This window comes from Zestosphaera sp., from assembly GCA_038727705.1.
GTDB lineage: Archaea > Thermoproteota > Thermoprotei_A > Sulfolobales > NBVN01 > Zestomicrobium.
In genome coordinates this window covers 508,199-532,719 of the sequence record JAVYVJ010000002.1, presented here as the reverse complement: position 1 = coordinate 532,719, position 24,521 = coordinate 508,199, and the positions used below count along the sequence as shown (strand labels likewise).

Genomic DNA, 24,521 nt, shown 5'->3' with positions numbered 1-24,521 from the left:
TTAGGCCCTCAAAACGTGCTTCAGCAACCGAGCGTGTCTGTCAGCCACCTTAATCAGGGCCTCAGTCGTTAGCTCCATGGTGTAGAGCCACCTCCTCCCAGCATCGATCACCAGGAAGACCTTCTCGCTGAACGGCACCTCGAAGGTGTTCAGCCCGTTCTTGATTACGAGGGGCTTCAGCCTGCCCTCCGCCACAGCCACACCCCTCCCGATGACTCTGGAGTTGAGCGTGACGGCAAGCTTCCCCGGGAGGACGTGCATCTCCACCCCATGTATCGGCGGGATGTCCGGGTAGTCGGGGATGGGTATGGTGGTGTGGAACCCGCCCACCCGGTACTCCGTAGTGCTTGCAGCGCCCAACACGGCATCCACTAGGTTGGGGATCTCTACGTTCAGCCTCTCGTGAAAGATGAAACCCCGCTTCTCAACGGTCACCTCCACCCACGCAGGAAGCCTGCAGTCCCTCACCTCCACGGAGATCGTGTTGCCGCCCGCCTGGACGTCCCTGCAGACCCTACTACAGCAGAGCCTCGCATCAACTATCATGCCATCGCTGAAGACCCTCACCACCGACTTGCTTGAGTAGTGCTTGACTGTGAAGGACGCCTGAGGTCCCCCCACATGCTCCACCGCAGGCCTCACTCGGGCGGCTTCAACCCTATCCCCCGTGAGCGTGTCCACAGCCTCCACCAACACCTCCTCGGGCTCCGCCCTATCGAGGCAGACCTCGCTAGTCAGGGGCTTGCCCGCAACCTCTAGAGCCACTCTGGTGGGCTTCACAACCCCCACACCCCTGAGCTCCAGGACCCCGTAGCCCCCGCACCTATGCATTGCTGAGGACGTAACGAGCTTAGCATCACCGACGTTCACCTCCACTCTCCTCGCAGGCGACCTAACCACTACATACTCATCGCCTAGGAGATGATTCACCACCAGATCAAACACGTGTTCCCTGAGGACGCTTGAGTTCTTATCAGTGATTACGGCTCTTCGGTTGCTCACCCTATACCTGCCATCCTTGTATACAACGTATAGTGTAGTGTCTGCTGAGACCGCAACCGCGTGGTCCTCAGAATCGATTGGGTCGACCTCCACGAAGCTTCTGCCGTGATCCACTATGCCCAACATGTTCTCCCTAAAGCACATGACTCCGTGCTTAGTGGCCTCACACTTAACCATTACGTCCTTCGGGATGTCCGCCAGGACCCTCCCGTAGGGGTCCGTGATGATGAGCCTCTCCCCCGAGTCGGCAACCGCCGTGTCCTTCCACGCCGACACCTCACCTGCGGCGCTGCCTCTCCTAACTAGGGAGCCCCCGTCCAAAACGTAGAGGGAGCTACCGTCATGGAATGCCGGCAGGCCCTCCAAGAAACCTGAGAACTTAATCGAGCCTGATTTGACGGCGGGCTTGATGTCCATCGAGTGAACGTCTACAGACACTACCCAACCAGCCGATGAGCCGTAGAATGTGTCCTCGAGGAAGGCTATAGCCTCTATCGGCATGCCCACCTCAGCAAACCCATCCTGATACAGGACCACACTTCTACCGTCCTCGAAAACCACTGAACCGCTCTGGAAGCCCACCGATGCCTTAACGGGCCTAGCCCTGTAGACGTCCTCGTGCCTGACAATGTCTGTGAAGGACGCTAGGTATATGTTTGCGTGCTTATCTCTGTAACACGCAACAAGGAAAGCCCCGTCAAGGCCGGCAGTCCTAACGTCCTCACAGGTCACGGAATCTTCAGCTAGGTGAACCTCAAAACCCTTGACGCTCTTCTTGACTGCCAGCCCGTACTCCTTATGGGGGAAGCCTACAGCGTTCTCAACGACCTTACTACCAACCACTACCCCCTCAGCCCTCCCGATAATCTTGCCTGAGATGCGGCCGACCACAGTTATTCTGGGCTGGAGCGCAACGTCCAAGACTATGGACTCCAGGTCGTAGCGCGAGACGCTCTTGACCCTGTACGGGAAGTCCACTGATTGCTTGACGGTGTAGGGTAGGGTTAGCCTCACCTCAAGCCACCCCACGCCTACCCCTAAGCTTGCCAGGCCTGGACTGCGGCTTAGGTTTGCGCTTCACCCGCTTACCCCTTCGGGAGGGTAGTGTGTCGAACATGGATATGAGGGTCGTCACCACCTTACCCTCGAAGCTCATAGTCTTAACGCCGACGACTGCCGACACCAGCCCTAGGAATGCGGTGATGGCTGCGGAGGCCAGGAGGACCCCGCTCCCCAAGGTGAGGCCCCTCCACCCAGCGAGGACCGACAGTGCGAGGTAGGCTGCGTGCTTCACCTGGAGCGGGCCGTAGAGCCTCTCGCTCGTGAAAGACATAGACCTAGTGCATGAGAACCGGTGGTACCTGGACTCAAAGCCCACCCCAACCCACCCCTAGCTCACCCAATCGCCTGCAGCATCTGCGGTATGACGTTGACGACGTATATCGTGGCCCCGCTGTCCGTAGCTATTGCATTTGCTGGCAGGGAGTTGATGGTGGTCGGTGAGGCTGTTCTCACGGTCTGCGTGACCCTGTAGTATGTGGGGTTAAGCGTTGGGTTTATGGAGAATCTGTACTCGGTCCCCACCTGCATTACTGAGGAGAGGTAGGCGGTGTAACTGAATGTGTAGGGGGTAGTGCCTGTCCTCCAGTATGCGTAGACCCTGCCCCCCGAATAGCATGGGTTGCTCCCCCCGCATGTGATTGATGAGATTGAGTAGGCAGTGATGCTCACGGCCCCGCAGTACTGATCCTGACAGGTGTGTGAATAGTAGGCGTAGCCGGCCTTAACGTATTCAAGCCAGGACGGTGTTTGAACCCAGATGTAGGACCCGGTGAGGGCGGCGATAATGTTGGGCAGAGACCACTCGGACGGCATGTTGTATATGGTAAAGTAGACGGAGTAGGTGGAGCCTCCCCCAGTGCTTGAGGCGGTGCTTCGGGATGCCGCGGCGACTACTGGGTCCAGCCGCCAGCAGGCGGTCACGCTAACCCTAGACCCATCGTAAACGATGGTGCGGTTGATCTCCGCCTTCTTTGCTAGGTCCGCCCTCATAACAGACGACCATGATGGCGTTGCGTATGGGATCGATGGGTCAGGCACGCTGAAGAAGTGAGCGGTCTGTAGGGTGCTGAGGGCGGTCTTCACGGGCTTGACGACTACGTAGCCGTCATAGTCAGCTTTAAATATGTTGTAGGACATGTTTGCGTCCCACACGTACGTCACCACGCTCTCGTTTGTGAAGGCCCCGCCCCTGTAAACGTACCTCACGCTGTAGTTGTAGTTTCCTATGCGTTTGAACGCATAGTACGTGCCACCCGTTACGTATATCCCCAACCCGCTCCCCTGTGTGGGGTCGATGGGGTTGAGCAGTGCCTGCAGTGCCTGAGGACACCACGAGAACAGCCTCCCCATGCCGGTCACTACCACTAGCCTCGCATCGCATGTCCTGACCTTACCCGCAATCACGTCCCCGCCCTCAGTCCAGGTGGCCTTGAGGACGGGTAGCCAGTCACCTGAGACGCTCACGGCCGTGAAGTTCTTCCACAGCACGCTACCGTCCCCGTCCACCACCGCCCTGTACGCAAGCCAGGAGTCCGTGTTGGAGGAGGCCTCAACGCTTTCGTCCGCGAGCCTGAAAGCAACGAACTCATTCATTCGCTCGACGATGAGTTGACTGTACTCCTGGGCCTCCGCCACCTGCCTTCTCTGCAGCTGGATGACGTACGCCGCAACATACACGGATAGCGCCGTCAGCATCGCTATGCTCAGTGCTGCGATGACCTCTGCCTGACCCTTCCTATGCTTTCTTCCCAACGCTCACCACCCTCAGGATGTTGCCGCTAATCTCAACCCACTCAACATTGCATGATGTTGTTACGATCGCAGCGCTCCTCGGCAATAGCTGGACTGCATGCGGGCTGCTGCATATGCCGCCATCTTCATTGATGAGCCTCGCCGTGTAGGTTCTGAAGCCGTAGTTCACTATGATGAGGTCGCTGCCTATGCGGTGTGGCGCGACCGCTACACCCTCAGCAACCCTTGAGGGCATCCTGGAGACCTGCGTTCTGGCCCACTGCACGATAATGGTCAGGGCGCATGCAGTCACCACCGCCAGAACTATCCCGGCAGCCACGTTTGAGAGCCCTCTCCTCCGGTAGTTCAGCTTGCTCACCTCACCAAACAGCCAACTTATATAAGTCGCTCACTGACGGTGGGGTGTACCGGTGTTGAAGGCTAAGGCTCCTGTGAGGTGGTTTAAGCTTGAGGGAAGTTCATTCACGATCTCCTCGGCTGAGGATAGGGACCTCCTCCTGAACGACTTCACGTCCCTGGTGGCGTCCACTAAGAGCGGCGTCCTCCTCATGAGGAGGGAGCGTCAGAGGTTCACCTACTACGGCTATGAAGCGGACGTGATCATGGTTGACTTCTATCTCCGCACTACAGCAGAGTCAGTGCCGTACTTCAACGCCAAACCAGTTGATGCTGTGCCTAGACCCAACGTGAGCAGGCTCGTCGACCCCTACACGCTCCTACTTGACAGCAACATGTATGCGAGGGTCCTTGTAGCCTACAGGTTCCCGAGCCGTCTCCCAGAGGGCTTCCTCTACAGTCTCTTCAACGACGTTGGGGAGATAGTCCTCATCTATAGGGTTGTTGGGAGGTCTAAGGCCCTCTCAACGGTTGAGAGGGCTAGGAAGAGGAAGGTATCTGGATCTAGCGGATCCGTGGAGCTTCAGGAGCAGGTGGCTATGCTCGAAGAACTAGCTAGAAGCGTCCTATCCGGTGCGGACCTCCTGGAGGTATACCTGATGCTCACGCTGTTGGCCAGGGACTTGAGGGAGCTCAACGGCGTTGAGGGGCAGGTCAAGACGCTGCTAAAGGGTTTTGGGGTGGAGGCAGAGGCACCGCCGATGCAGAGAAGGCTGTATGACTTCAGCGTGTGTAGCTATGTATTCTGTCTGGAGAAGGCTTACACGGACACCTACTCGCTCAAGCCCCTGTTCTTCATGATTGACGAGGAGCTCGTTGATGGTGGCGGCGTGTTCCTCGGGGTCTCAGGCACGGGGAGCCCTGTCGTGCTTAACCCGTGGACGAAGCCCAACCTGAACTTCGTGATTCTCGGGGTGACGGGTAGCGGGAAGTCGATGACCGCAAAGGTCTTCCTGAAGAGGCTTAGGGAGCTCTGTAGGGACGTTCCGTACGTAGGCATAGACCCTGAGTCGGAGTACACCAAGGTCTCCAGACTCCTCGGCGCTGCACCCGTCGAGATAGGGGAGAGGGGGGAGTTGGGCTTGGATCCGATAAAGATGGTGCAGTTAGGTTACTTGGACGTCTCACAGGTGGCGGACGTCCTGTCGGAGGTCTACGTTGTGCCGGAGCAGTTGCAGGGACTGTTGAGGAGGGAGCTATCAACTAAGGCGGACAGAGTCGATGATGTTGAGGAGCTAGTTACATCTATGCAGGACCCGCAACTGAGTAGGTACCTGCAGGGAGCTCTGGCGGAGCCGGACGTTCACGTCTACAGGGGGGAGCCCCCCAACATCTCCAGCTCCACAGTCTTCGGCCTCAAGAACGTTAGGTCTAAGCGTCTGAAGATACTTATCTCAGCACTCATAGCTGCGTATGCCTACAACAGGTTGTTGACTAGGTCACAGAAGTCCGTGTTCTTCGTTGATGAGGCGTGGCTCTTCATGGAGACACCGAGCATTGTTGCACTCTTTGAGAACATTGCCAGGAGGGGGAGGAAGTGCGGCGTCGTCTTCATGTACGTTAGTCAGAGGGCTGAGGATTTGGCGAGGACGCCTCAGGGCAGGACTGTCCTGGAGCAGAGCGCTACGTCACTCATACTCAGGCAGGAGCTGGAGGGGAGGGACGCGGTGAGGGAGATCTACAAGCTGAGCGATGCTGAGGCGGACTTCCTCGTGAACGCACCAACCGGTGCAGGGATCCTCAAAGCAGGGAGGAAGAGGCTAACGCTCCAAGTCCTGCCGACTGAGGAGGAACTAAAATCCTTCACCACATCAATAACTTAATCAACTATTAAGCCGTGGGTGGGGATAAGTCCCCCAGAAAGCAGTTCTGAAGAGGGTGTGTTGGGCTTTCCTGTTAAGCATGCTGAGGGGAAGCTATACGTCTACGAGTACGCCAAGCTACCCGGCGGGAGGAAGGTCCCAAGCAGTGCGGGCGGGGGATAACGGTTATTCGTGCGTGGACTCCACGCATGCTTCAATGCGTAGCCTCCGTGGTCGTGTAGAACTTGATGGAGAGTCTAAGAGGGCTGGTGGACCGGCCGGGATTTGAACCCGGGGCCTCTCGGTTGCAAGCCGAGCGCTCTTCCAGGCTGAGCTACCGGCCCACCAATAAATGATTAGGGGTGTGAGGACTTATAAGGATTGTAGTGTCCTCATTATAATGTGGCTGGTGTTGGCTCGGTGGAGCGCAGGTCTGCGGGCTTCAGGGAGGGTTTTGTCTCGATCTTGGTTAACCTGCTGCTCTTCGCCGGTAAATATTACGTGGGGTTGGCGCATAACTCAATCGCCGTCGTCGCGGACGCCGTCCACACACTGTCGGACGCCGTGACCTCCGTGGTTGTGGTGATCGGTTTCTGGGCTGCTTACAGACCCCCTGATAGCGAGCATCCGTTCGGGCATGGGAGGGCTGAGCAGGTAGGCGCTGTCGTCATAGGCACCCTTCTCGGCGTGGTCGGTTTCGAGTTCATGGTGAGTAGCTATGGGAAGCTGGTGGCTAAGGAGTCGCTGATCTTCAGCTGGACTCTAGTGGCGGTCTTGATGGCGTCAGCCCTTATTAAGGAATTGCTGGCTAGGTGGGCTTTGAAACTCGGCAGAGCACATAAGTCGCAGTCGATCATCGGGGACGCGTGGCATCACAGAAGCGACGCCGTCGCCGCGGGCTTGCTCGCCGTAGGGGTTATTGTCGGTGGCGACTACTGGTGGTTAGATGGCGTTCTAGGTCTGGCGGTCTCGGCCCTCATAATGTACACGTCCGCGGAGATAATCCTAATAACGTCCAGGGAGCTGCTCGGCTCGAGCCCGGCAGGCAGTGAGATGGAGGTTTTGAGGAAGGTAGTAGTAAGCACCTCACCGCTCATCGAGGACCTACACCACGTGCACATACACAGGTACGGGGATCACGTGGAGATCTCACTACACATCAGGCTACCCAAGGATGTGAGCCTCGAAGAGGCCCACAGACTTGCGGACAGTGTGGAGAGAGCCATCAAGGACGAACTCGGGTGGGACGCGACAGTCCACGTGGAGCCTGTGAGGTAGGTGGAGGTCGCCCTCGCGACTGCGTTAACTAACGCAGACCCACCAACTCAGGCGGGACTGAGTATATGTAGATCCTCCAGACCCTCGGGGTCAGTCCTGCCGCGAACTTGAGCGCGTCGGCACCGTTCATGATGCCCCCGTCAGGTCTCTCCACCCTGAATCCCATCACCTCGTCCCCGTGTAGCAGGACCTTAATCCTGTTGCCCTCGTTATCGGTCCACGCACCGAAGATTACGACGTCTTTGAAGTCCTTGCAGAGTTCCTTAAGGGTCGGCACTACGTCCTTACCGCCCACCTCCCTCTTCGCGCTTGCCACCAGCTGCGACTTAAGCAATATTAAGCTGAGCCTAACGTCGTCTTCCAGACCCCTCGGATCGCCGTGCACCTCCAGCTCCTTCACCTTAACCCTCTCAGGGGGGGTTGGCTTAGGTGCGGGTGCTACAGGGACCTCCGCAGGCTTAAGAAGCCCTGCAGTCACCTGCTCCTTGATCACCACGGTCCCCGTCTTATCGTTTATGGACTCCACTACGCCGTCCACCGGGGCTACAACCTCCCTCTTCACCAAGCCTGACATCCCCAGGTATCTGGCGATGACGTCGCCGCGCCTCACCCTATCACCGACCTTCACAGTCATGTACTTAGGTACGTCCTCGGGGTCCACGCCCAGGGCCTCGGAGAGCTTCACGAAATGAGATGGTGTCTTCCCTTCGGTGGGAGGGACTGGGGTTGGGGGGGCTGCCTCAGCCTTGTCTCTGAGGGGCCCCACGACGATCGGGAGTTCATGCATTATCTTCATGCGTAAGTCCTTAACGAATTTATCAAGGGCTCCCTCAATCCTCCTTTCCTTAAAGTATGAGGCCTTGACCGTTAACTCCCCCTTGACGAGGGTTAAGGGGCCGCGAGCGCTCATGTTGAGGCGGAGAAGGAGGTACACATCACCCCTACCCTCTAACTCGACGACCTGGGCCTCATCAACCCTTTTACTCACCAGCTTGACGTTCAACCTGTTCACAGTGTCACCGATCGCCAGGTCTATCTCGCCCTCGTTATTCTGGATCTTATTTATTGACTTGACGTAGACCTCGTTGAAGGACCACAAACTCAATTGGAATCTCAGGTCCCCCATGACCGTCATCAGGGTGTCAGGCGATAGGGGTAGTATGGCCTCAAAGCTCCTGCTTATAGTCAATAGACCCACCACCTAATAAAGTAGACGCTGTAAGACTTTATAAAGGGCTTCTTAAGGCCCCGCGATCGCGGGGCCTGCGGGATTGAACGCCCAGGACGTGATCCCCATCCACACCCTGCGGAGTGTTTCAAGCCGGGGCACTCACACCCTCGAGGCCTCCTTCAGGTGTGGGTATCCTGGGTGTGAAGGGGTCTAAGGTCACGTGAACGCATGCGGCCGGGGTGTGCGGCCTTACCCGCCACCCTCCTCTTCCTCACTCATCAGGTCTAGGAATATCTCGTAGTAGTTTTCCTTCTCCTGCTCCAGCTCCTCAGACTTCCTCAGCTTCTCGCCTTCCGAGCTCACTACGGACGTGGTCTTCACCCTCCTCTCATTGCTTGTCTTGCTCTCCAGCTTGTACTTAGCTCTTTCCTTAAGCACTTCCCTGTAGCCGCATCGAGGGCATACTAAATATGTTTTATCGCCCTCCTTCACGGGCATCAGCATAGTCCCGCACTTAGGGCAGAACTTCATTCTCTAAGACCCTATAAAGTATAACCCACTACAACGGTTTAAAAACCTTTGCATTCTTTCTAAGCCCCTCCGTAGGTGTGAGGGTTTTTTGCGCGTGATCGTGAGTGCCTCAACACGCTTTGAAGTATGGGTCGTGGTGGGCGATCGCTGGAGCCTGGGACGACCTAAGGTTAGGGCGGTCAGCATTGGAGTTAGAAGTCATCCGTCCTTGCCGTCACCACTCATCATTCCCGTTTATTGAGGGCATTCATGCTAATAAGTGCTCATCGCCTGTTTGTTTTTGGTGTGTGGGTGTGGTCAGGGTCGCTGTGGTCGATCGTGAGCTTTGTAAGCCTCACAGGTGCTACCTAGAGTGCGTTAGGTTCTGCCCCGTTAACAGGAGTGGCGGTAAGGCTGTTGAGGTCTCTGAGGCTGCGGGCGGTAAGGCGTTCATATATGAGGTCGCCTGCGTTGGCTGCGGGATATGTGTTAAGAAGTGTCCTTTCTACGCACTGAACGTCATCAACCTCCCTGATGAGTTGGAGAAGCGCTTGATCCACAGGTACGGTCCGAACGCCTTCAAACTCTACGGCCTCCCAACCCCTCAGTCAGGAATGGTTGTGGGGGTGCTTGGCAAGAACGGCTCCGGCAAGTCCACGGTGCTGAGGATCCTCTCGGGGGAGTTAACCCCTAACCTAGGGGTTTTCGACGCCCCCCCATCGTGGGATGCGGTGCTTGAGAAGTTCCGGGGCACTGAACTATACCAGTACCTGAGGGTCGTCACTGAGGGGAGTCTCAGAGTGGTCCACAAGATCCAGCACGTGGATCTAGTGAGGAAGTACGTAAAGGGGTACGTCGGCGAGGTGTTGACGAGGCTTGATGAGAGGGGCGTGCTGAACGACGTGCGTAAGCTGCTGTCCCTGGACAGCGCATGGGATAACAAGGTAGGCAATCTGAGTGGCGGTGAGCTGCAGAGGTTCACCATAGCTGCGGCGCTGCTGCGGAGCGCGGGGGCCTACTTCTTCGACGAGCCGTCGAGCTACCTGGACGTCAGGGAGAGGCTGGCGGCGGCCAACGTGATAAGGGAGTTGACTCCGAGGTCTGGGTACGTCATGGTTGTGGAGCACGACCTGGCGGTTCTGGACTACGTCTCGGATAACGTGGTGATCATGTACGGCGAGCCGGGGGTCTACGGCCTCTGCTCTAAGCTCTACTCAGTGGGTTCGGGGATAAACCACTTCCTAGAGGGGTTCCTCCCGGCTGAGAACATGAGGATACGCAGTGATGCCATAACCTTCCAGCTCAGGGCGGAGCCCTCAGGGTCGCCGGAGTTCAGGAGACCCCACCTCTACTGGCCTGCGATGAGCAAGCAACTCGACAACTTCAGGCTGTTCGTCGAGGAAGGGACCTCATACGCGGGGGAGGTCCTTGGGATCTTAGGGCCGAACGCTATAGGTAAGACCACGTTCATCAGGCTGTTGGCGGGCGAGGTTAAGCCGGACGAGGGCTATGTGGCGACGGAGGGCCTCACCACATCCTACAAGCCTCAATACATAAAGGCTGAGAACTATCCGTGGAGCACTGTGGAGGAGGCTCTCAAGGATCTGAGGAAGGAGGGTCTCGCATCGACGGAGTGGTTCGAGGTGGACGTGATCAGGAGGTTAGGCCTCCATAAGTTAGGTGATAAGGAGATAAGAGGATTAAGCGGCGGTGAGTTGCAGAAGTTCGCAGTCGCGGTCGCCCTGGCTAAGGAGGCGGACATCTACCTGATAGACGAGCCCTCGGCCTTCATAGACGTTGAGGAGAGGCTGACGGTGGCTAAGGCGGTGAGGAAGGTCGCTGAGGTGCGTAAAACAACAGTCTTCCTGGTTGACCACGACCTTCTGGTGGCTGACTACGTTTCAGACAGGGTCATAGTGTTTGGCGGGGTTCCGGGGAGGGAGGGGCATGCCGCGTCGCCCACAGACCTCAAGGCAGGCATGAACAAATTCCTTAAGGATGTTCAAATCACGTTCAGAAGGGATCCCAGGACCTACAGACCAAGGATAAACAAACCGGGTTCATATCTCGACAGGCAGCAGAAGGCTTCCGGCGAGTACTACTACGTGAAGCCCGTCCCACAACCTGCTGAGGATTAGCGAAGCACCTCCAGCTCTAATTCTATATATGACGCGTGTCTCCCCTCAAGAACCTCGGTGCCTATATTAACCCTACACAATCTCACGAGACCCTCCAGCCTGCGGCTGATGAGGTTGTAGAGGTCGATAGCCCTCGATATGTTCTCGCCCCTACCGTACAGCACCACCTTCCTAGCGCCCTGGTTCACGTAATTATTAAACAGGAAGACGTAGGTCTCCATGGGTCTATTACCGACGCTCAACTTCCTAATCATACTTGAGTTCATCGCCCAACTCCATTAAATAATTAGGGTGTTAGGGCAAATAAAACCGACACGCCCCACCCCCAAGTGCAGGACCCCCGATTGTGGTGAGGGGTCCGTTGCGGTGAAGGCTTATATTTATAACCTCAGTTTTAGTTTAGGTAGTGCGATCGACGGTGTTGAGGTATGGAAGTGCCCAGGCTTGAGAGCCCCCTGAAGACTCTGAGATCCTCAATTAACAAGGACGTGCTGGTTAAGGTTAAGGAGGGGAACACATACGTGGGTCAGCTGGTCTTCGCTGACAACACCATGAACCTAGTTATGATAAACGCGGAGGAGGTGTCCGAGGACGACATGAAGCCTATAGCTAAGTACGGGACAATCCTAGTAAGGGGGAGTCAGGTGCTCTATGTAGTCATCGACTACGAGAGATAAAGACCCCTAACTCTGGACTCTAAGCTGCGGGATACGGCACCCCATCAAACTCTGGGTCAGGATCCTTATTCACGCTAACTTAGTGTCTGGAGCGACGTCTCCTGCTTGTGGGGACCCCTCACCCCCGCGGATTAACTCACCGTGGATTCCCTGGAGCCGGGGGTTTGCGTGGCAGTTCCTTCGTTAATTTTTCTGAGGTGCCTCACGCAGGCGTGGTAGGTTGGGGGCCCCGTCCGCAGTCTACCGTCGGGCGAGTGGGGTGGGCCGCACGCCCACCAGCGATGAAGCACTGAGGGTGAGGCGGTTCACCGCCCTAAAGGGGAATCCCCGCCCTTCACGGCGGTTAGGAGGTCAGGCGTTCCTAACCTGCGATAATTTCATTCCCGTGGGTTGGTCTTTTAAAATTCAGTGCTGCCTAAGTAGCTGAAAAACTGGCGGTGGTTATTCCCACTCTTCTTCCTCGCCTTCCTCCCACTCTTCTTCCTCCCACCACTCTTCCTCTTCTTCCTCCCACCACTCCTCCTCAAACATGAGGGGCACCTAATGTTAATCCTAGTGAGGGTTTAAAATACTTTAGAGTTTACCGCATGCTACGTTGTGCGGTGCTCTGCGGGGGATTTCCTGGTCTGTAGCTTAAGGTAGTTCATCTTGGTCAGGGCGTCCTTAAGTATTCCCTCAAGCGTTTTTCTCGGTGAGCCGTAGAACTCCGCAGCGTCCCTCAGACTCGGGTTCATGACGCCCCCCAGGTCCACCGTCCTGCAGTCTAGATCCTCTGGGAGCTTCCTTGCCTGCGTCTCGCCGGGTTCTGAGCAGAATGTGATTACTAGGTACGGCTTACCCATATATCTCCTCACCCTCTCAAGCGTTTGCCTTATCTGCCTGCTCCCCCCTAAGTACAGGAGGTACTCTATCTCCGGCTTGCTGCTTATGTTTGTTCCACTCACGAACGCCTCTACAGTCAGTAGTGCGGCGGTCCTTAACTGCAGCTCAGACAGCACTAACTTCAACGGCACGACCTGAGTGACGCAGAGGGGGTTCGTGGAGCCGCCCACACATTCCAACGCCCTGTCATCCTCGGTCACGCAGTACTTGATGCCCAGCATGCCGCCCTTGCTTGAGGTCCGGCCAACGACGTTGAGGCATGCCTCTAGCTGGTCGCGCGTCACCTTATAATCAGCCCCTCGAGTTGTTCGTGGGTCAACCGCCGTGGCTTATGGGCACCAGCGAGACTCTATCCCCGTCTCTGAGAGCGTACTCAAGCCCTCCTAAAAGCCTGTAGTCCACGCCGTTGATGAACGCTATGTAGGAGGTCGTCAACCCGCCCTCCTCATCAACCGCCTCCCTAAGGTCGGGGTGGCTAGCGCGTAAATGCCTCAGAAGGTCTCTGAGTCCTGTGGATGGGCTGGAGACCTCCAAGCTTAGTGAGTCCCTGCCTAACCTGCCCCTCAAAACGCCCAGAAGCTCTACCTCAACCCTCATGCCTCGCCGAGCGCCTCGCTCTCCTGGGATTCGGGAGGAGGTGATTTAAGCATCCTCTCCCTCACCCTCACTAAGTGCGTCAGGTAGCCGGCTATCTGATTCCTGAGTCTCTTGGATCTGAGGTAAACGTGTCTGCTGACTAGCTTCTTGTTCTCCTCAAAGCTCGGGGTAACTTCGCCTGGGAACAGCTCCATCATTCTCTTCGCAGTCCTCTTGACCAGCGAGGTCCTCACCCTACCCATCACTCCATCCCTCTACATAATTAGGGCGGCGCCCTTAAAAGCTGTTCCCCCGGCTTAAGGGGAGCGAAAAGCTTAAATAGAAGTGGTTGATAATGAGTTATCGGTGAGACTGTATGGCAGCTCAAAGGGGTGTGGCCCCCACGGCTGGAATCCCCGTCCTGATTTTGAGGGAGGGTACTCAGAGAACCACGGGGGCTGAGGCCCTGAGGTCGAACATGGTGGCTGCGGTCACCATAGCCGAGATCCTGAGGACGACGTACGGACCTAGAGGCATGGATAAGATGCTCGTAGACACTCTGGGCGACGTCACAATAACTAACGATGGGGCGACTATACTGGATAAGATGGACGTCCAGCACCCGGCCGCCAAGATGCTTGTTCAGATAGCTAAGGGGCAGGACGACGAGGTTGGCGACGGCACTAAAACCGCGGTCATATTCGCTGGGGAATTGCTGAAGGCCGCTGAAGAGCTGATTAACAAGGAGGTACACCCGACAATAATAATCAACGGCTTCAAGAAGGCGCTGGAGGAAGCGGTTAAGTATGCTGAGAGGGTGGCGAGGAGCGTGAGCGTCGACGACTTAGAGACCCTAAAGAAGATAGCGTCGACAGCGCTCACCAGCAAGGCCGTGCATGGCGTCAGGGACCTATTCGCCGAGATAGCTGTCAAGGCTGTGAAGCAGGTTGCTGAGGAGAGGGATGGAAGGATGTACGTGGACATCGACAACATACAGATAATTAAGAAGCACGGCGGCTCGCTGGCCGACACTAAGCTTGTGTACGGTGTTATACTCGATAAGGAGGTCGTTCATCCGGGCATGCCTAAGAGGGTTGAGAACGCTAGGATAGCCCTCCTCGACGCCCCGCTGGAGATCGAGAAGACGGAGATAGATGCTGAGATAAGGATAACGGACCCTGAGATGATGAGGAAGTTTATAGAGCAGAAGGAGAGCATGCTTAAGGACATGGTTGAGAAGATCGCTGCCGCCGGCGCTAATGTCGTGGTGTGTCAGAAGGGCATTGACGACGTGGCGCAGCACTTCCTAGCCAAGAAAGGCATACTAGCAGTGAGGAGGGTGAAGAGATCAGACATGGAGAAGCTGGAGAGAGCGACCGGAGGCAGGATAGTCAGCAATATCGACGACCTGACCCCGAACGACCTCGGCTACGCAGCCCTAGTGGAGGAGAGGAAGGTAGGGGAGGATAAGATGGTCTTCGTTGAAGGTACCAAAGACCCGAAGGCGGTGAGCATAATCATCAGAGGCGGTCTGGAGAGGGTGGTGGACGAGGCTGAGAGGTCCTTCAGGGACGCGTTAAGCGTGGTGGCCGACGTGCTCAGACTGCCTAAGATAGTGTTCGGCGGCGGGAGCTTCGAGGTGGAGATGGCTAAGCAGCTTAAGGACTACGCCACTAAGGTCGGCGGTAAGGAGCAGCTGGCGGTCCTGTCCTTTGCGAAGGCCTTGGAGGGCGTTGTGTCAGCGCTGGTGGAGAATGCCGGGCTAGACCCGATAGACATGCTCTCGGAGCTCAGGAGCGCTCACAACAAGCCGGAGGGCGTGAGGTACGGAGTCAACGTCTTCAAGGGTAAGGTGGAGGATATGGAGGCCATGGGCGTTGTGGAGCCGCTGGCCGTTAAGACCAACGCCCTTAAGGCAGGGACTGAGGCGGCGACGCTAATACTCAGGATAGACGATGTGGTAGCGGCCAGCAAGGCTAAGGAGGAGAAGAAGAAGGAGGAGAAGAAGGAGGAGAAGGAGGAGGAGAAGTAGAGGTAGTGCAGGCCCTACCTTAAGGCAGACAACCCCCCATTTTTAGACCACTAAACCCCCAGGAAGTCCGTGAGTTCGGATCTCGTGGACAACACCCTTTTTAGGATTTCTAGACACTAGTTTCTTAGTGTGGTGAAGTGCTGATTGTCCGGCATTGAATTCAGCTCTCGTAGGAGGGGCGTGACGGAGGACTACGTCAAGTATCTTGAGATGCGTATTCAGGAGTTAGAGACTGAGGTGGAGTTTCTTAGGAATGAGGTTAACTACTATAAGAAGGAGATTGAGAAGCTGCTGTCCACCCCCCTCATTGAGGGGGTGCTCCTGGAGGTACTTCCGGACGGGAAGGCGGTAGTTAAGAGCTCAACAGGCCCGAACCTCGTCGTCGACGTGATGGGGGGTGTCGACGTGCGTAACGCGCGTCCCGGCTCCAGGGTTATGCTCAACCAGAGGGGCTCTGCAGTGGTCGGCCTCCTCCCATCGCTGGAGGACCCGTACGTCAGGGCTATGGAGGTTATTGAAAGACCGAGCGTCAGGTACAGTGATGTTGGCGGACTCAAGGAGCAGATAAGGGAGTTGAGGGAGGTTGTTGAGCTACCGCTTAAGAAGCCCGAACTGTTTAGGGAGATGGGCATAGAGCCTCCTAAAGGTATACTGCTCTACGGACCCCCGGGGTGCGGCAAGACCCTCCTGGCTAAGGCGGTCGCCGGGGAGTCGAATGCGACGTTCGTAAGTCTGGTCGCTTCCGAGCTGGCTCAGAAGTTCGTTGGTGAGGGAGCCAGGATAGTGAGGGAGGTCTTCGGCTTTGCAAGGAAGAAGGCGCCGGCTATAGTTCTCATAGACGAGCTCGACGCAATAGGTGCTAAGAGGCTTGACATAGGGACCAGTGGTGAAAGGGAGATCCACAGGACGCTAACGCAACTGCTTGCGGAGCTGGACGGTTTCGACCCGCTGGACAACGTTAAAGTCTTAGCCACAACCAACAGGATAGACATACTGGACCCCGCGCTGTTGAGGCCCGGCAGGTTCGACAGGCTGATAGAGGTTCCCTTACCTGACGTTGGAGGTAGGATCGAGATATTCAAGATACACGCCGGCAGGATGAAGGTCAAGGAGGTGGACCTTGAGGCGCTTGCTAGGCTGACTGAAGGCGCTTCAGGAGCTGACATCAAGGCAATATGCACTGAGGCAGGCTTCATGGCCTTAAGGAACAACAGGAACTACATAACTATGGGGGACTTCATGGAGGCCGTGAGGAAGGTCCTTAAAGACCGCTTCAGACCATACGCTGAGGACGTTGGCAAGGCTCACGAGCGTAAGACCCCCTCGGTGGTATAGGCTTGAGCTTCATCGTGAGGGAAGCAACCCCGGGGGAGTTGGAGAGCCTGAGAGCCATCCTCAACTACCAGTTGAGGGTGGACGTAGCAGATAAGCTACTTCCTGATGGCTTGCTTGTAGGGATCTCAAGGAATACTGGGAGGATTAGGGCGCTGATAGATCCGACGAGCCGGGAGGTCTTGGCGACCATCATTGCCCAAACACACACCGCAAACCTCCGTTTAAGTCTTGCCAGGAGACTACACTCTCTCGTGCCACCGCCTAAACTACGTTTAATAGTGGTTGAGGAGATGGTGCAGGACCTGCTTGAAGCTAGGACTTCAGTGTTCTCTAAGCACGTTATAGCGGTTGACGAGGGGCTCAGGGCAGGTGACGAGGCGTTAGTGGTCGGTGAGAGTGACGAGCTACTCTGTGTGGGCAGATTACTCCTCTCCCCGGACGAGATACTTCAGTTATTAACCGGCCCGGCCCTAAAAATTAGGGAGTGTGTTAACAGATGAGGCCAGTCGAGATAGTAATCTACGAGGAGTACGAGCAACTACTCAGGGAGAGTGGAAGGAGGTGGGTCCTCATAACCGGGTTCCCCGGCTTCGGCTACGTAGGGACTATAGCCACCAGGTATTTGGCTGGCAAGACCGCGTCCGTCAAGATAGGGGATATCGTAACCAAGTATATGCCAGACTTCGTTGCTGTGGAGGACTACGGGGTCATGACCCCCTACGAGATATTCCTGGCCGAAGATAAGGGTCTCCTGATAGTGGTTAATAACGCGTTGCCGTCAACCCCTGAAAGAGTTCCTTACGCGTTAACGTTGGCTGACTGGTTCAAGAAAGTCAACGGCAGTAAGGCGATTATGGCGGGAGGACTTAACGTTAAGCTCAGAGAGGGTGGGGAGAGCTTCAGGTGGGTCTCCAACGCCGAGCACGAGTGGTCGTTCAAGGAGCCCGTGCTGAGCAGGGGCAACTACATCGTCGGTCCTCTGGCCACGCTATACGCCATATTCACGCTGAGGAAGATACCGACCCTGCTGCTGTTGCCGTACACCGAGCCAGGTAAGTATGACCCCTCCGCAGCCGCCGTATTCATTAGGAAGCTCAACGAGATCCTAGGCATTGACGTCAGCGTAGACGATTTAATTGAGTACTCGAAGCTGGTAGCCTATGCTGAGACGCTGATGGAGGAGGTAGGTAAGAGGGAGGATAGAGGGCCTAAGCTGTACATGTGAGTCGCGTGTGTGGGTGTTTTAACAAACCTCCACCAGCTTAACGTTACCCAGGGTTTTGAGCCCTTCAAACAGTTCCCGCCTACTCCAAGCGTATTGAGAGCAGGTTACGATCACGACCTCACGCACGCCCGCGAGTCTGTTGATGAGGGTCTCGCGGATCTCTTCGGCCATGAGTTTGATAACCGACTCCTCGGGGGTTGAGGGCATCTCGAATTGGGAGTAAGGGAATGCCTGATCCAACTCGATAGGGACTAAGTTGAAGTAGGGTATGTACGCCAGCGTGTAGGAGTCCTCATCAATGAGTCCCGCGGTGAGCGATCTCGCGTATATCCTAGAGCTTCTGAAAGGCTTCTCCTCAGGGCTTCCTGGGATCAAGACCACCCTCTTCTTGCCCTCGATGCGTGTCTCCCTGATAAGCCTTCTATGACGCACTAACTCCGGCCTGCGGTATGAGGTTACGTCGTAGAGGAATATAGCGTGCGCATCCCCTTTAAACCTGGGGTCCAGCCTCTCCATCCAGTCCACATACTTCAGCAACGTGTTGAGGGCCTCCCTGAGGGATGGGTGGGCCCTGGCCCGTTCCTCAATCAGCTCCCATAGTCTGCCCTCCTTAACTGCGGTCTTAACCCGCTTAATCTCCCTGTTTATCACGTGTAGGTTGTGTATGGAGAGCAATCTAGTCCTCTCGCCCTCCTCCAGTTCCATTAGGTCCTTGGGTGTGCGCTTGCTACAGACCTCGCACTCGCACGGCAGGTACTCAAGGTCCGCGAGTCTGTAAGTGCTGTCCTCCGTCATGTACCTCCCGTCTCTGGCGTAGAGGATGTATGAGGCTGAGTCAAAGCTGTCCACACCTAAAGCTACCATGAGCGGTATTATGAGGGGGTGACCTCCTCCGAAGAGGTGGACCGGCTTGTCTAGAGGCAGTATCGCCTTGGCCGTAGCCACCATATCCACGACCTTCTCAAAGCCGTACTTCTCCAGCACCGTCACCGGCGAGCCGATCGCGTACATGCTGTAACCGTCTATGGTCCTAGCCTCCTCAGCCGATCTGGCAACCAGGTCTAAATGCACTCCACCCTGTATCGGGAGGACCCAAACAACATCACCACCCCCCACCCTCTCTATGGTGGTTCGAGCCCTCCTTAAGGTCTCCTCAACACTCTCTTTAGCTTCCTCGTAGCCCACGTCATCCCTCGTGGGTATGTCCGCTATCACCGCTATGTCCGAACGTATCTCCTGCTGGTATGTCGCTATCTCCTCAGGGTCTATCCTTATCCTCTCCCTACCGTACCTCAGTATTTGGTAGGCACCTGAGTCGGTCATTACAACCCCGCTGAACTCTATCACCCCCTTAACGGTGAGTTCCTTGGCTTTATCGCCGTAAACCTGCTTTATTATGTACGCATTCGTTATGACTTGGCTGAAGCCTATGTCCATTATCTTGCTTGTAGGCACGTCCCTCCTCTGCTTCACGGGATTAACTACGGGGAAGAATGCAGGCGTCTCAACCACGCCTGACCTGGTCCTCAGCCTACCTATCCTGCCGGCCAGATCCTTATCTCTGATTTCAAAACTCATACACAGCTCCTACCACTTCTCCTGATGCTTGGGGAGGGCTCCCCCCTTCATGTTTGGACCTGCGCGCCCCGCTTCTTCATGTCCAGGTACTCCTGCAGGGCACTGTAGAGCTTCGTCGCTAAAGCCCCAGCCCCCTCAACCCCGTTCTCCGTTATCTTGAACTTATCGTACACGTAGACTGCGTGGGCCTCCTTAATCACCTTGATGAACGAGCCGGGTATGTTAAGCTTAGAAGCTACGTACCTCCCGAACTCCTCCGGGTCGAACATGGGTCTGGATTCGAATATGATTTCAGAGATCCTCGAGCCGTTGATGAAAACCTTATAGAAGGTCCTGCCATCCTGGCTTCTAGCGTTCTCGAGGATTAAATGGAGTGAGAGCCTCTCACTCAAATCCAGCCCCACCAGCCTGCCGATGTAGACGGTTCCATCAGCGAGCTTAACGAGTATCTCATTCCCTACTAAATTGTTTAACTCGCTTATCAAATTCCTTAACGCGGACTGCGCGACCGCACCCATTTCAACTACCTAAACTTGATATAGCTGAATAAACCTTAAAAATTCATTGGGATGGGGGATCTCTAAACACCTGATTGCGTTCCCTCCGCAGTCCTGCCCTCACACCTTAGGGATTTGCCTCTCACGCACTGGGCGTCCGTCAACAGTCTTCGGAGTCAACCATTCTATCACCTCATCTATCTTGTCGCTGGTCACCCTGACGACTATAGGCCCTAGCGGGGATTCACTGTCGAGCGTCACTATCGTGGCCCGCCCTACGTAGGCGCTCTGCTTGTGCAGCTTAAACTCAACCGTGTTACCCGCCTTACCGCCGAGCAGAACGCCCCTCACGGTATCGAGTATCCTCTCCTGCCTGAGGAGGTGATGCAGCTTAGTCAAGGACTCGACCCTCCTGCTCTCGCCGACCACCCTGCTGTAGGGGTAGTCCTCAACCACCTCGACCCTCTCCAAGGTGAATAGGTTGGTGATGGCCTTGACGACCTTATCCCTATCTTCAGTGGGTCTCAGCTCGCAGGTCACTGTCAACAGGAACATCAGCTTAGGACCTCCCTAATGGATTTTAAGGCATCATCGACGACTGAGTCCACGTCACGTCCTTGATTCACGACCATCACGTCCGCCATGGCTATGACGTTCCCCACGCCCAGCTCGAGCTCCCTGAAGTCCCTCTCCCTGAACTCCTCGTAGGTCCTCGGGTCGTCACTCCTGCCTCTGCTTGATAGCCTCCTGAACCTCTCCTTAGGCGATGCGTGGACAGCCACCAGAATAGTCTCCGTCCTACTTCTGAAGGCCTCCACCTCCTCAACATTCCTAACGCCGTCCACCACGTACAGCCCGTCGCCAGCGACCTGCGTGAGAACCAGCTTAGCCACCGCGTCCGGACCCATCTCACGCCTTAACTCATTAGCCAGCCTCAGCAAGCCCTCCATGCTTAGGCCGAGCCCCCTCCTAAGCGCCTCCCGCCTCACGAAGTCACCCATATTCAGTAACTCAGCGTTGAGGCGTGTGGCGAGTCTCCTGGCGACCTCCGACTTCCCGGCGCCCGGCATGCCGGTAATGCAGATGATCATCACGACTCCCAATACATAGGTCTTACGCTTTAATAAGGGGAATGAGGGGGTGGGCTCAGCCCGTAGCCTGTTGGGGTTCGCTGCCGGCTGGTGAGAGCTTGAAGTAGACTTTATCCATCACGTTGAAGCAGTTGTTTATGTTCTCCCCAGACTCGATCATGACCATGTAACCCCAGAGCGACACGATTAGCTTCTGCCTCTTCCCCTGATGCGGGGGGCTACCAGCGTCGACCACCTTCTTACCGATCACGTAACCCCAAGCCACGAAATCCCTCCTCTCATCATACTCCGGCTTCTCCCTGCTGAGAAGGTATTTTGCCTTACCCCCCTCGGAGACCACCAGCAATTCCCTCAGCAGGTCTAGCTCGACGTTGCTGCCTTGACACTGCAGGTTCAGGATGAGTACGTTAGGTATTAAGGACTTACGGATGCTCTGCACAAGGCACTCGTCACGCAGTACGCCGTCGCCCAACTCCACTTAAGGCACCGATAATAGTGTCCGGAATAACTTTAAAAGCGCGCTCACGCGGGGGATCGGTCAGGACTCACGCTTAAGTAGCTCGGCTAGAAGGTCGTCAGGGAGTTCCTGCGAGAGCCAGTCGATGGCCGGGTGGCACGCTCTCGAGCCGTTGAGAATCCCCACGACCTCGTCGACCACCTCATCCAGGTTTCTGTCGCTTACATCGATCTCGCAGACTTTACTCTCCGGGTGCTCCTCCAACGCATTGCGCGCGCACACGCCCAGCAACTCGGCCTCGACGTTCTCCAACACCTTCGACTTAACCCACCCCCTCTCGACGAGCTTCCTATACAGGAGTGCTGGATTCAGTCTGAGCACGAAGATGATCCTCACCAACTCGTCAGGTATTATCTCCCCGTAATGACTGTCCACCACCACGTCTGATTCGAGGCTTCCAAGCATAGTCCTCACCCTCTCGATTAGTCTCTCCTCATCAACCACGTACGTGTCCCTAGCCTCATCCTTATCAGTATACAGCGCCTCACTGACAACCAGCTCGGAGAGGTTCAGGTACTTGAGGCCTAACCTACTGGCGAGTCTGGTCGCCACGTAGGTCTTTCCAACGCCTGGAGTGCCCGAAATCACGATAGCTCCGCCCAGCCCCTAACCCCTCAGAAAATCGAGCTCCCGCAAATTAAGTCCTTTCAGCCCCCAGCCTCCAATCACGAATTCATCGCTTTCAACCCTCATCATCCACGTAACTACCTAACCAGGGGATTTAAGCATCGCACCCCCAAACCACGTGCTTCAGGGGAGGGACGCCATACCACGATGCCTGCCGTGGGAGCATTAAATATACCCCGTAACATTGTAGTGTGGTGTGTTGAAGTGGGTAAGAGCAAGAAGCACACTAATTATGAGTCATGGTCCTTCCTCAAGCCGTATAGGGATTACAGGCCGTTTAAGCTCGTACCCCAGGTGGGGAGGGTTAAATCCAGGATGATAGAGCTCGATAGGGCGGAGGAGGGGAGATTTCAGGAAATACTCGAGAAGAATGTGGTGATATCCTTCCACGAGCATAGCGCTGTATTTCCGGAGAATCCAAGCGAGTTCTTAGAGTACATTAGGGGTGGGAGGTTCTGGATAGGCTATGAGGGTTTAGCCCGCTCCGGCCTGGACGGGTTCTTTGAAGGACTGATGAACGGCATCGGCCCCGCGAGATCCCCGGACCCCTGGGATTGGGATAATGTTGTACACCAGATAGGGATTTATAGGGCGGACATCGATCACCAGGATTTAGTGTTCATAGCGACTAATGCTGAAGACTTTAGGAGGGCTCATGGGGAGGGGAGAATAGCGATGGTGCTGCACTTAGAGGCACCACCACATATCGGCGAAGACTTAGCTAAAGTGGACATGCTCTACGGGTTCGGAGTCAGGTGCATGGGAATAACCTACAGCAAAGGCAACGAGTTCGGCTCTGGTCTAGCTGATAAGGTGGATAGGGGTCTGACGGACTTGGGGCACGCCCTTGTCGAGAGGATGAATAAGCTTGGCATACTGATAGACGTATCCCACGTTGGTGACAGGACGAGCCTCGAGGTAATAGAGGCGAGTGAGGATCCGGTGGTTGTGACGCACGCCGGTGCCAGAGCTCTGTGGCCCACCAGGAGGATGAAGCCTGATGAAGTGATAATAGCCTTAGCTGATAAGGGCGGGGTCTTCGGAGTGGAGGCCGCCCCACATACAACGATAACCCGCAATAACCCAAGGCACAGCATCGAGAGTGTGATGGAGCACTTCCAGCACGTTGAAAAGCTCGTCGGCATAGACCACGTGGCGTTCGGCCTTGACACGATATTCGGTGACCACGTCTCACTACACAGAGTGTTCTCCAGCCTACTATCAATATTTAAGCCCGAGGAAGAGCCTGAGCACCCGGTGGTGGATTTCGTAGACGGCCTTGAAAACCCGTCAGAGTTCACTAACGTGATAAGATGGCTCATTAAGCATGGATATTCAGACCAAGATATAAGGAAGGTCGTCGGCGAGAACATACTGCGGGTTACTCGAAGGGTCTGGGGAGGTTAGATGATTTCCTTAAGGAGTAGGTATGAAGCTGCACGATTAACGATGAGACCTTAACATAATATCGCAAGCGGCCATGGATAGATCTAAATGGGGTGTAAGCGGCATGCCCCGCTGAGGCGATTCACCGGCTCGCTGGAGTGAATTTGAACTCGTAACCCGCGCATTTGAATTTCGCTTCACCGCCCTTAAAGCGGGTCTTCGTTTTTTCCAGAAGCTTTGGAAGCCCGTCGACGTTAATGATGTACGTAACTTCTACTTTATCGCCCCTCGGATTCATGTATTCTGCGTGATGTATTTTCACACTGCCCCATGCCTTGGAAAGAACGCCGGAATTCACGTGTTGCTCTCCATCGTCCTGCCCAGGCACCTCCACGAGCGCCCTCATAAGGCCTTCGTAGTCCGTGAACCCGTAAAACTCCACTCTATCCCCATCTTCGCCGTAAAAACACACATTCGCTGTGCCCTTCCCCGACTTCCTAATAAACGCTATGAGTGAAATGGACTTGAAGTCTAAGGACTTGATAGTTTTCCACAGCCATCTAAATGAGTACACCACACCTATGGAGGTGACGAGGTACTCGTATCTCCCACGTATAAGGCTGTGGAAGGTCGAAAAGAACTTAGCGTAACCCACAACAGTGAAAAGTATTGATATCGCGGGGACGTTGATGAGCGGCATGAGGAACGCAACATCCACGCAAATAGAGACGGCTAGTCCAATAACATATAGCGTTATGTAGACCAGCCAATCATCGCGTGTATACTCAATGGTGTCAAACATCCAGCCGGTGTTCAGTAGGGTGAAAGGAGCTCTTAACGCGGATTTCCTAGTCGAGTGCCACAACACATTGCTGCCTTCCTTCATTGAACCCCCTTATTCTTAAGGGGCCTCACATATATAGTTTAACCTACAACGGCAGTTGGTGAGGTCTATCTCGAGATTAGTGTGTGGTGTTCGCGAGTTAT

Annotated in this window: 26 protein-coding genes and 1 tRNA gene; 9 read left to right on the top strand and 18 right to left on the bottom strand. The window is 55.6% G+C overall.

Going from position 1 to position 24,521, the window contains the following annotated elements:
• Genes QW772_06975 through QW772_06960 form a run of 4 tightly spaced genes read right to left on the bottom strand, consistent with a single transcriptional unit; the run spans window position 1 to window position 4,174 of the window.
• Window positions 1-2,031, bottom strand: coding sequence for a hypothetical protein (locus QW772_06975; GenBank protein MEM0038648.1), 2,031 nt, complete (start codon window positions 2,029-2,031; stop codon window positions 1-3).
• Window positions 2,018-2,380: a hypothetical protein gene (locus QW772_06970; GenBank protein MEM0038647.1), complete on the bottom strand. Its 363-nt coding sequence runs from the start codon at window positions 2,378-2,380 to the stop codon at window positions 2,018-2,020. The genes QW772_06975 and QW772_06970 overlap by 14 nt, the downstream gene beginning before the upstream one ends.
• 17 nt (window positions 2,381-2,397) lie before the next feature.
• Window positions 2,398-3,816 carry a hypothetical protein gene (locus QW772_06965; GenBank protein MEM0038646.1) on the bottom strand — a complete coding sequence of 473 codons (1,419 nt, stop codon included), beginning with the start codon at window positions 3,814-3,816 and terminating at the stop codon, window positions 2,398-2,400.
• Window positions 3,800-4,174, bottom strand: coding sequence for a hypothetical protein (locus QW772_06960; protein MEM0038645.1), 375 nt, complete (start codon window positions 4,172-4,174; stop codon window positions 3,800-3,802). Before QW772_06960 ends, QW772_06965 begins: the two co-directional genes overlap by 17 nt.
• A 55-nt stretch (window positions 4,175-4,229) precedes the next feature.
• Here QW772_06960 and QW772_06955 point away from each other — a divergent pair, with 55 nt between their 5' ends.
• Window positions 4,230-6,035, top strand: a complete 1,806-nt coding sequence (locus QW772_06955; GenBank protein ID MEM0038644.1) for a DUF87 domain-containing protein — start codon at window positions 4,230-4,232, stop codon at window positions 6,033-6,035.
• A 246-nt stretch (window positions 6,036-6,281) separates the two neighbouring features.
• Here the strand turns inward: QW772_06955 and QW772_06950 are convergent.
• Window positions 6,282-6,358: transfer RNA gene (locus tag QW772_06950), tRNA-Ala, on the bottom strand.
• Between the two features lie 58 nt (window positions 6,359-6,416).
• Here QW772_06950 and QW772_06945 point away from each other — a divergent pair.
• Window positions 6,417-7,292 carry a cation diffusion facilitator family transporter gene (locus QW772_06945; protein MEM0038643.1) on the top strand — a complete coding sequence of 292 codons (876 nt, stop codon included), beginning with the start codon at window positions 6,417-6,419 and terminating at the stop codon, window positions 7,290-7,292.
• 28 nt (window positions 7,293-7,320) lie between these two features.
• On the opposite strand, the gene QW772_06940 is transcribed toward QW772_06945, so the two are convergent.
• Complete coding sequence (locus QW772_06940) at window positions 7,321-8,493, bottom strand: hypothetical protein (GenBank protein ID MEM0038642.1); 1,173 nt, start codon at window positions 8,491-8,493, stop codon at window positions 7,321-7,323.
• Window positions 8,494-8,712: 219 nt separating this feature from the next.
• Complete coding sequence (locus QW772_06935) at window positions 8,713-8,994, bottom strand: DNA-directed RNA polymerase subunit M (GenBank protein ID MEM0038641.1); 282 nt, start codon at window positions 8,992-8,994, stop codon at window positions 8,713-8,715.
• A gap of 293 nt (window positions 8,995-9,287) precedes the next feature.
• Between QW772_06935 and QW772_06930 the strand changes: the two genes are divergently transcribed.
• Window positions 9,288-11,111, top strand: coding sequence for a ribosome biogenesis/translation initiation ATPase RLI (locus tag QW772_06930; GenBank protein ID MEM0038640.1), 1,824 nt, complete (start codon window positions 9,288-9,290; stop codon window positions 11,109-11,111).
• Here the strand turns inward: QW772_06930 and QW772_06925 are convergent.
• Complete coding sequence (locus QW772_06925; protein MEM0038639.1) at window positions 11,108-11,365, bottom strand: DNA-binding protein; 258 nt, start codon at window positions 11,363-11,365, stop codon at window positions 11,108-11,110. The two genes, QW772_06930 and QW772_06925, sit on opposite strands and share 4 nt — an antisense overlap.
• A gap of 174 nt (window positions 11,366-11,539) precedes the next feature.
• Here QW772_06925 and QW772_06920 point away from each other — a divergent pair, with 174 nt between their 5' ends.
• Window positions 11,540-11,788, top strand: coding sequence for an LSM domain-containing protein (locus QW772_06920; protein MEM0038638.1), 249 nt, complete (start codon window positions 11,540-11,542; stop codon window positions 11,786-11,788).
• Between the two features lie 590 nt (window positions 11,789-12,378).
• Here the strand turns inward: QW772_06920 and cgi121 are convergent.
• The 3 genes from cgi121 to QW772_06905 are packed head-to-tail and all read right to left on the bottom strand — an operon-like array spanning window position 12,379 to window position 13,509.
• Window positions 12,379-12,954 carry a KEOPS complex subunit Cgi121 gene (gene cgi121, locus QW772_06915; protein MEM0038637.1) on the bottom strand — a complete coding sequence of 192 codons (576 nt, stop codon included), beginning with the start codon at window positions 12,952-12,954 and terminating at the stop codon, window positions 12,379-12,381.
• Between the two features lie 31 nt (window positions 12,955-12,985).
• On the bottom strand, window positions 12,986-13,267 hold the full coding sequence (locus QW772_06910) for a MoaD/ThiS family protein (GenBank protein MEM0038636.1): 282 nt from the start codon (window positions 13,265-13,267) through the stop codon (window positions 12,986-12,988).
• Entirely contained in the window at window positions 13,264-13,509 is a 246-nt protein-coding gene (locus tag QW772_06905) for a 30S ribosomal protein S17e (GenBank protein ID MEM0038635.1), read from the bottom strand. The genes QW772_06910 and QW772_06905 overlap by 4 nt, the downstream gene beginning before the upstream one ends.
• Before the next feature lie 113 nt (window positions 13,510-13,622).
• Between QW772_06905 and thsB the strand changes: the two genes are divergently transcribed.
• The 4 genes from thsB to QW772_06885 all read left to right on the top strand — a co-directional run bounded on the left by thsB (window position 13,623) and on the right by QW772_06885 (window position 17,838).
• Window positions 13,623-15,278, top strand: a complete 1,656-nt coding sequence (gene thsB / locus QW772_06900) for a thermosome subunit beta (GenBank protein ID MEM0038634.1) — start codon at window positions 13,623-13,625, stop codon at window positions 15,276-15,278.
• Between the two features lie 144 nt (window positions 15,279-15,422).
• Complete coding sequence (locus QW772_06895; protein MEM0038633.1) at window positions 15,423-16,613, top strand: proteasome-activating nucleotidase; 1,191 nt, start codon at window positions 15,423-15,425, stop codon at window positions 16,611-16,613.
• A 2-nt stretch (window positions 16,614-16,615) separates the two neighbouring features.
• Entirely contained in the window at window positions 16,616-17,113 is a 498-nt protein-coding gene (locus tag QW772_06890) for a PUA domain-containing protein (GenBank protein MEM0038632.1), read from the top strand.
• The gene (locus tag QW772_06885) at window positions 17,110-17,838 is read left to right on the top strand and encodes a PAC2 family protein (GenBank protein ID MEM0038631.1); all 729 of its coding nucleotides are present in this window, start codon (window positions 17,110-17,112) and stop codon (window positions 17,836-17,838) included. Before QW772_06890 ends, QW772_06885 begins: the two co-directional genes overlap by 4 nt.
• 18 nt (window positions 17,839-17,856) lie before the next feature.
• Here the strand turns inward: QW772_06885 and tgtA are convergent, their stop codons facing one another.
• From tgtA to QW772_06855, 6 genes are all read right to left on the bottom strand, one after another.
• Entirely contained in the window at window positions 17,857-19,416 is a 1,560-nt protein-coding gene (tgtA, locus tag QW772_06880) for a tRNA guanosine(15) transglycosylase TgtA (protein MEM0038630.1), read from the bottom strand.
• A 47-nt stretch (window positions 19,417-19,463) separates the two neighbouring features.
• A complete protein-coding gene (locus tag QW772_06875; GenBank protein MEM0038629.1) occupies window positions 19,464-19,934 on the bottom strand; it encodes an Lsm family RNA-binding protein in 471 nt (156 codons plus the stop codon).
• Between the two features lie 99 nt (window positions 19,935-20,033).
• A complete protein-coding gene (locus QW772_06870) occupies window positions 20,034-20,468 on the bottom strand; it encodes an RNA-binding domain-containing protein (GenBank protein ID MEM0038628.1) in 435 nt (144 codons plus the stop codon).
• The gene (locus QW772_06865) at window positions 20,468-21,004 is read right to left on the bottom strand and encodes an AAA family ATPase (GenBank protein ID MEM0038627.1); all 537 of its coding nucleotides are present in this window, start codon (window positions 21,002-21,004) and stop codon (window positions 20,468-20,470) included. The genes QW772_06870 and QW772_06865 overlap by 1 nt, the downstream gene beginning before the upstream one ends.
• 55 nt (window positions 21,005-21,059) lie before the next feature.
• Window positions 21,060-21,482: a DNA-directed RNA polymerase subunit G gene (locus tag QW772_06860; GenBank protein ID MEM0038626.1), complete on the bottom strand. Its 423-nt coding sequence runs from the start codon at window positions 21,480-21,482 to the stop codon at window positions 21,060-21,062.
• A gap of 60 nt (window positions 21,483-21,542) precedes the next feature.
• Window positions 21,543-22,109 carry an adenylate kinase family protein gene (locus tag QW772_06855; GenBank protein ID MEM0038625.1) on the bottom strand — a complete coding sequence of 189 codons (567 nt, stop codon included), beginning with the start codon at window positions 22,107-22,109 and terminating at the stop codon, window positions 21,543-21,545.
• A gap of 243 nt (window positions 22,110-22,352) precedes the next feature.
• On the opposite strand from QW772_06855, the gene QW772_06850 reads away from it, so the two are divergent.
• A complete protein-coding gene (locus QW772_06850) occupies window positions 22,353-23,555 on the top strand; it encodes a membrane dipeptidase (GenBank protein MEM0038624.1) in 1,203 nt (400 codons plus the stop codon).
• A gap of 121 nt (window positions 23,556-23,676) precedes the next feature.
• On the opposite strand, the gene QW772_06845 is transcribed toward QW772_06850, so the two are convergent.
• Complete coding sequence (locus QW772_06845) at window positions 23,677-24,420, bottom strand: hypothetical protein (GenBank protein MEM0038623.1); 744 nt, start codon at window positions 24,418-24,420, stop codon at window positions 23,677-23,679.
• Window positions 24,421-24,521: the final 101 nt, after the last annotated feature.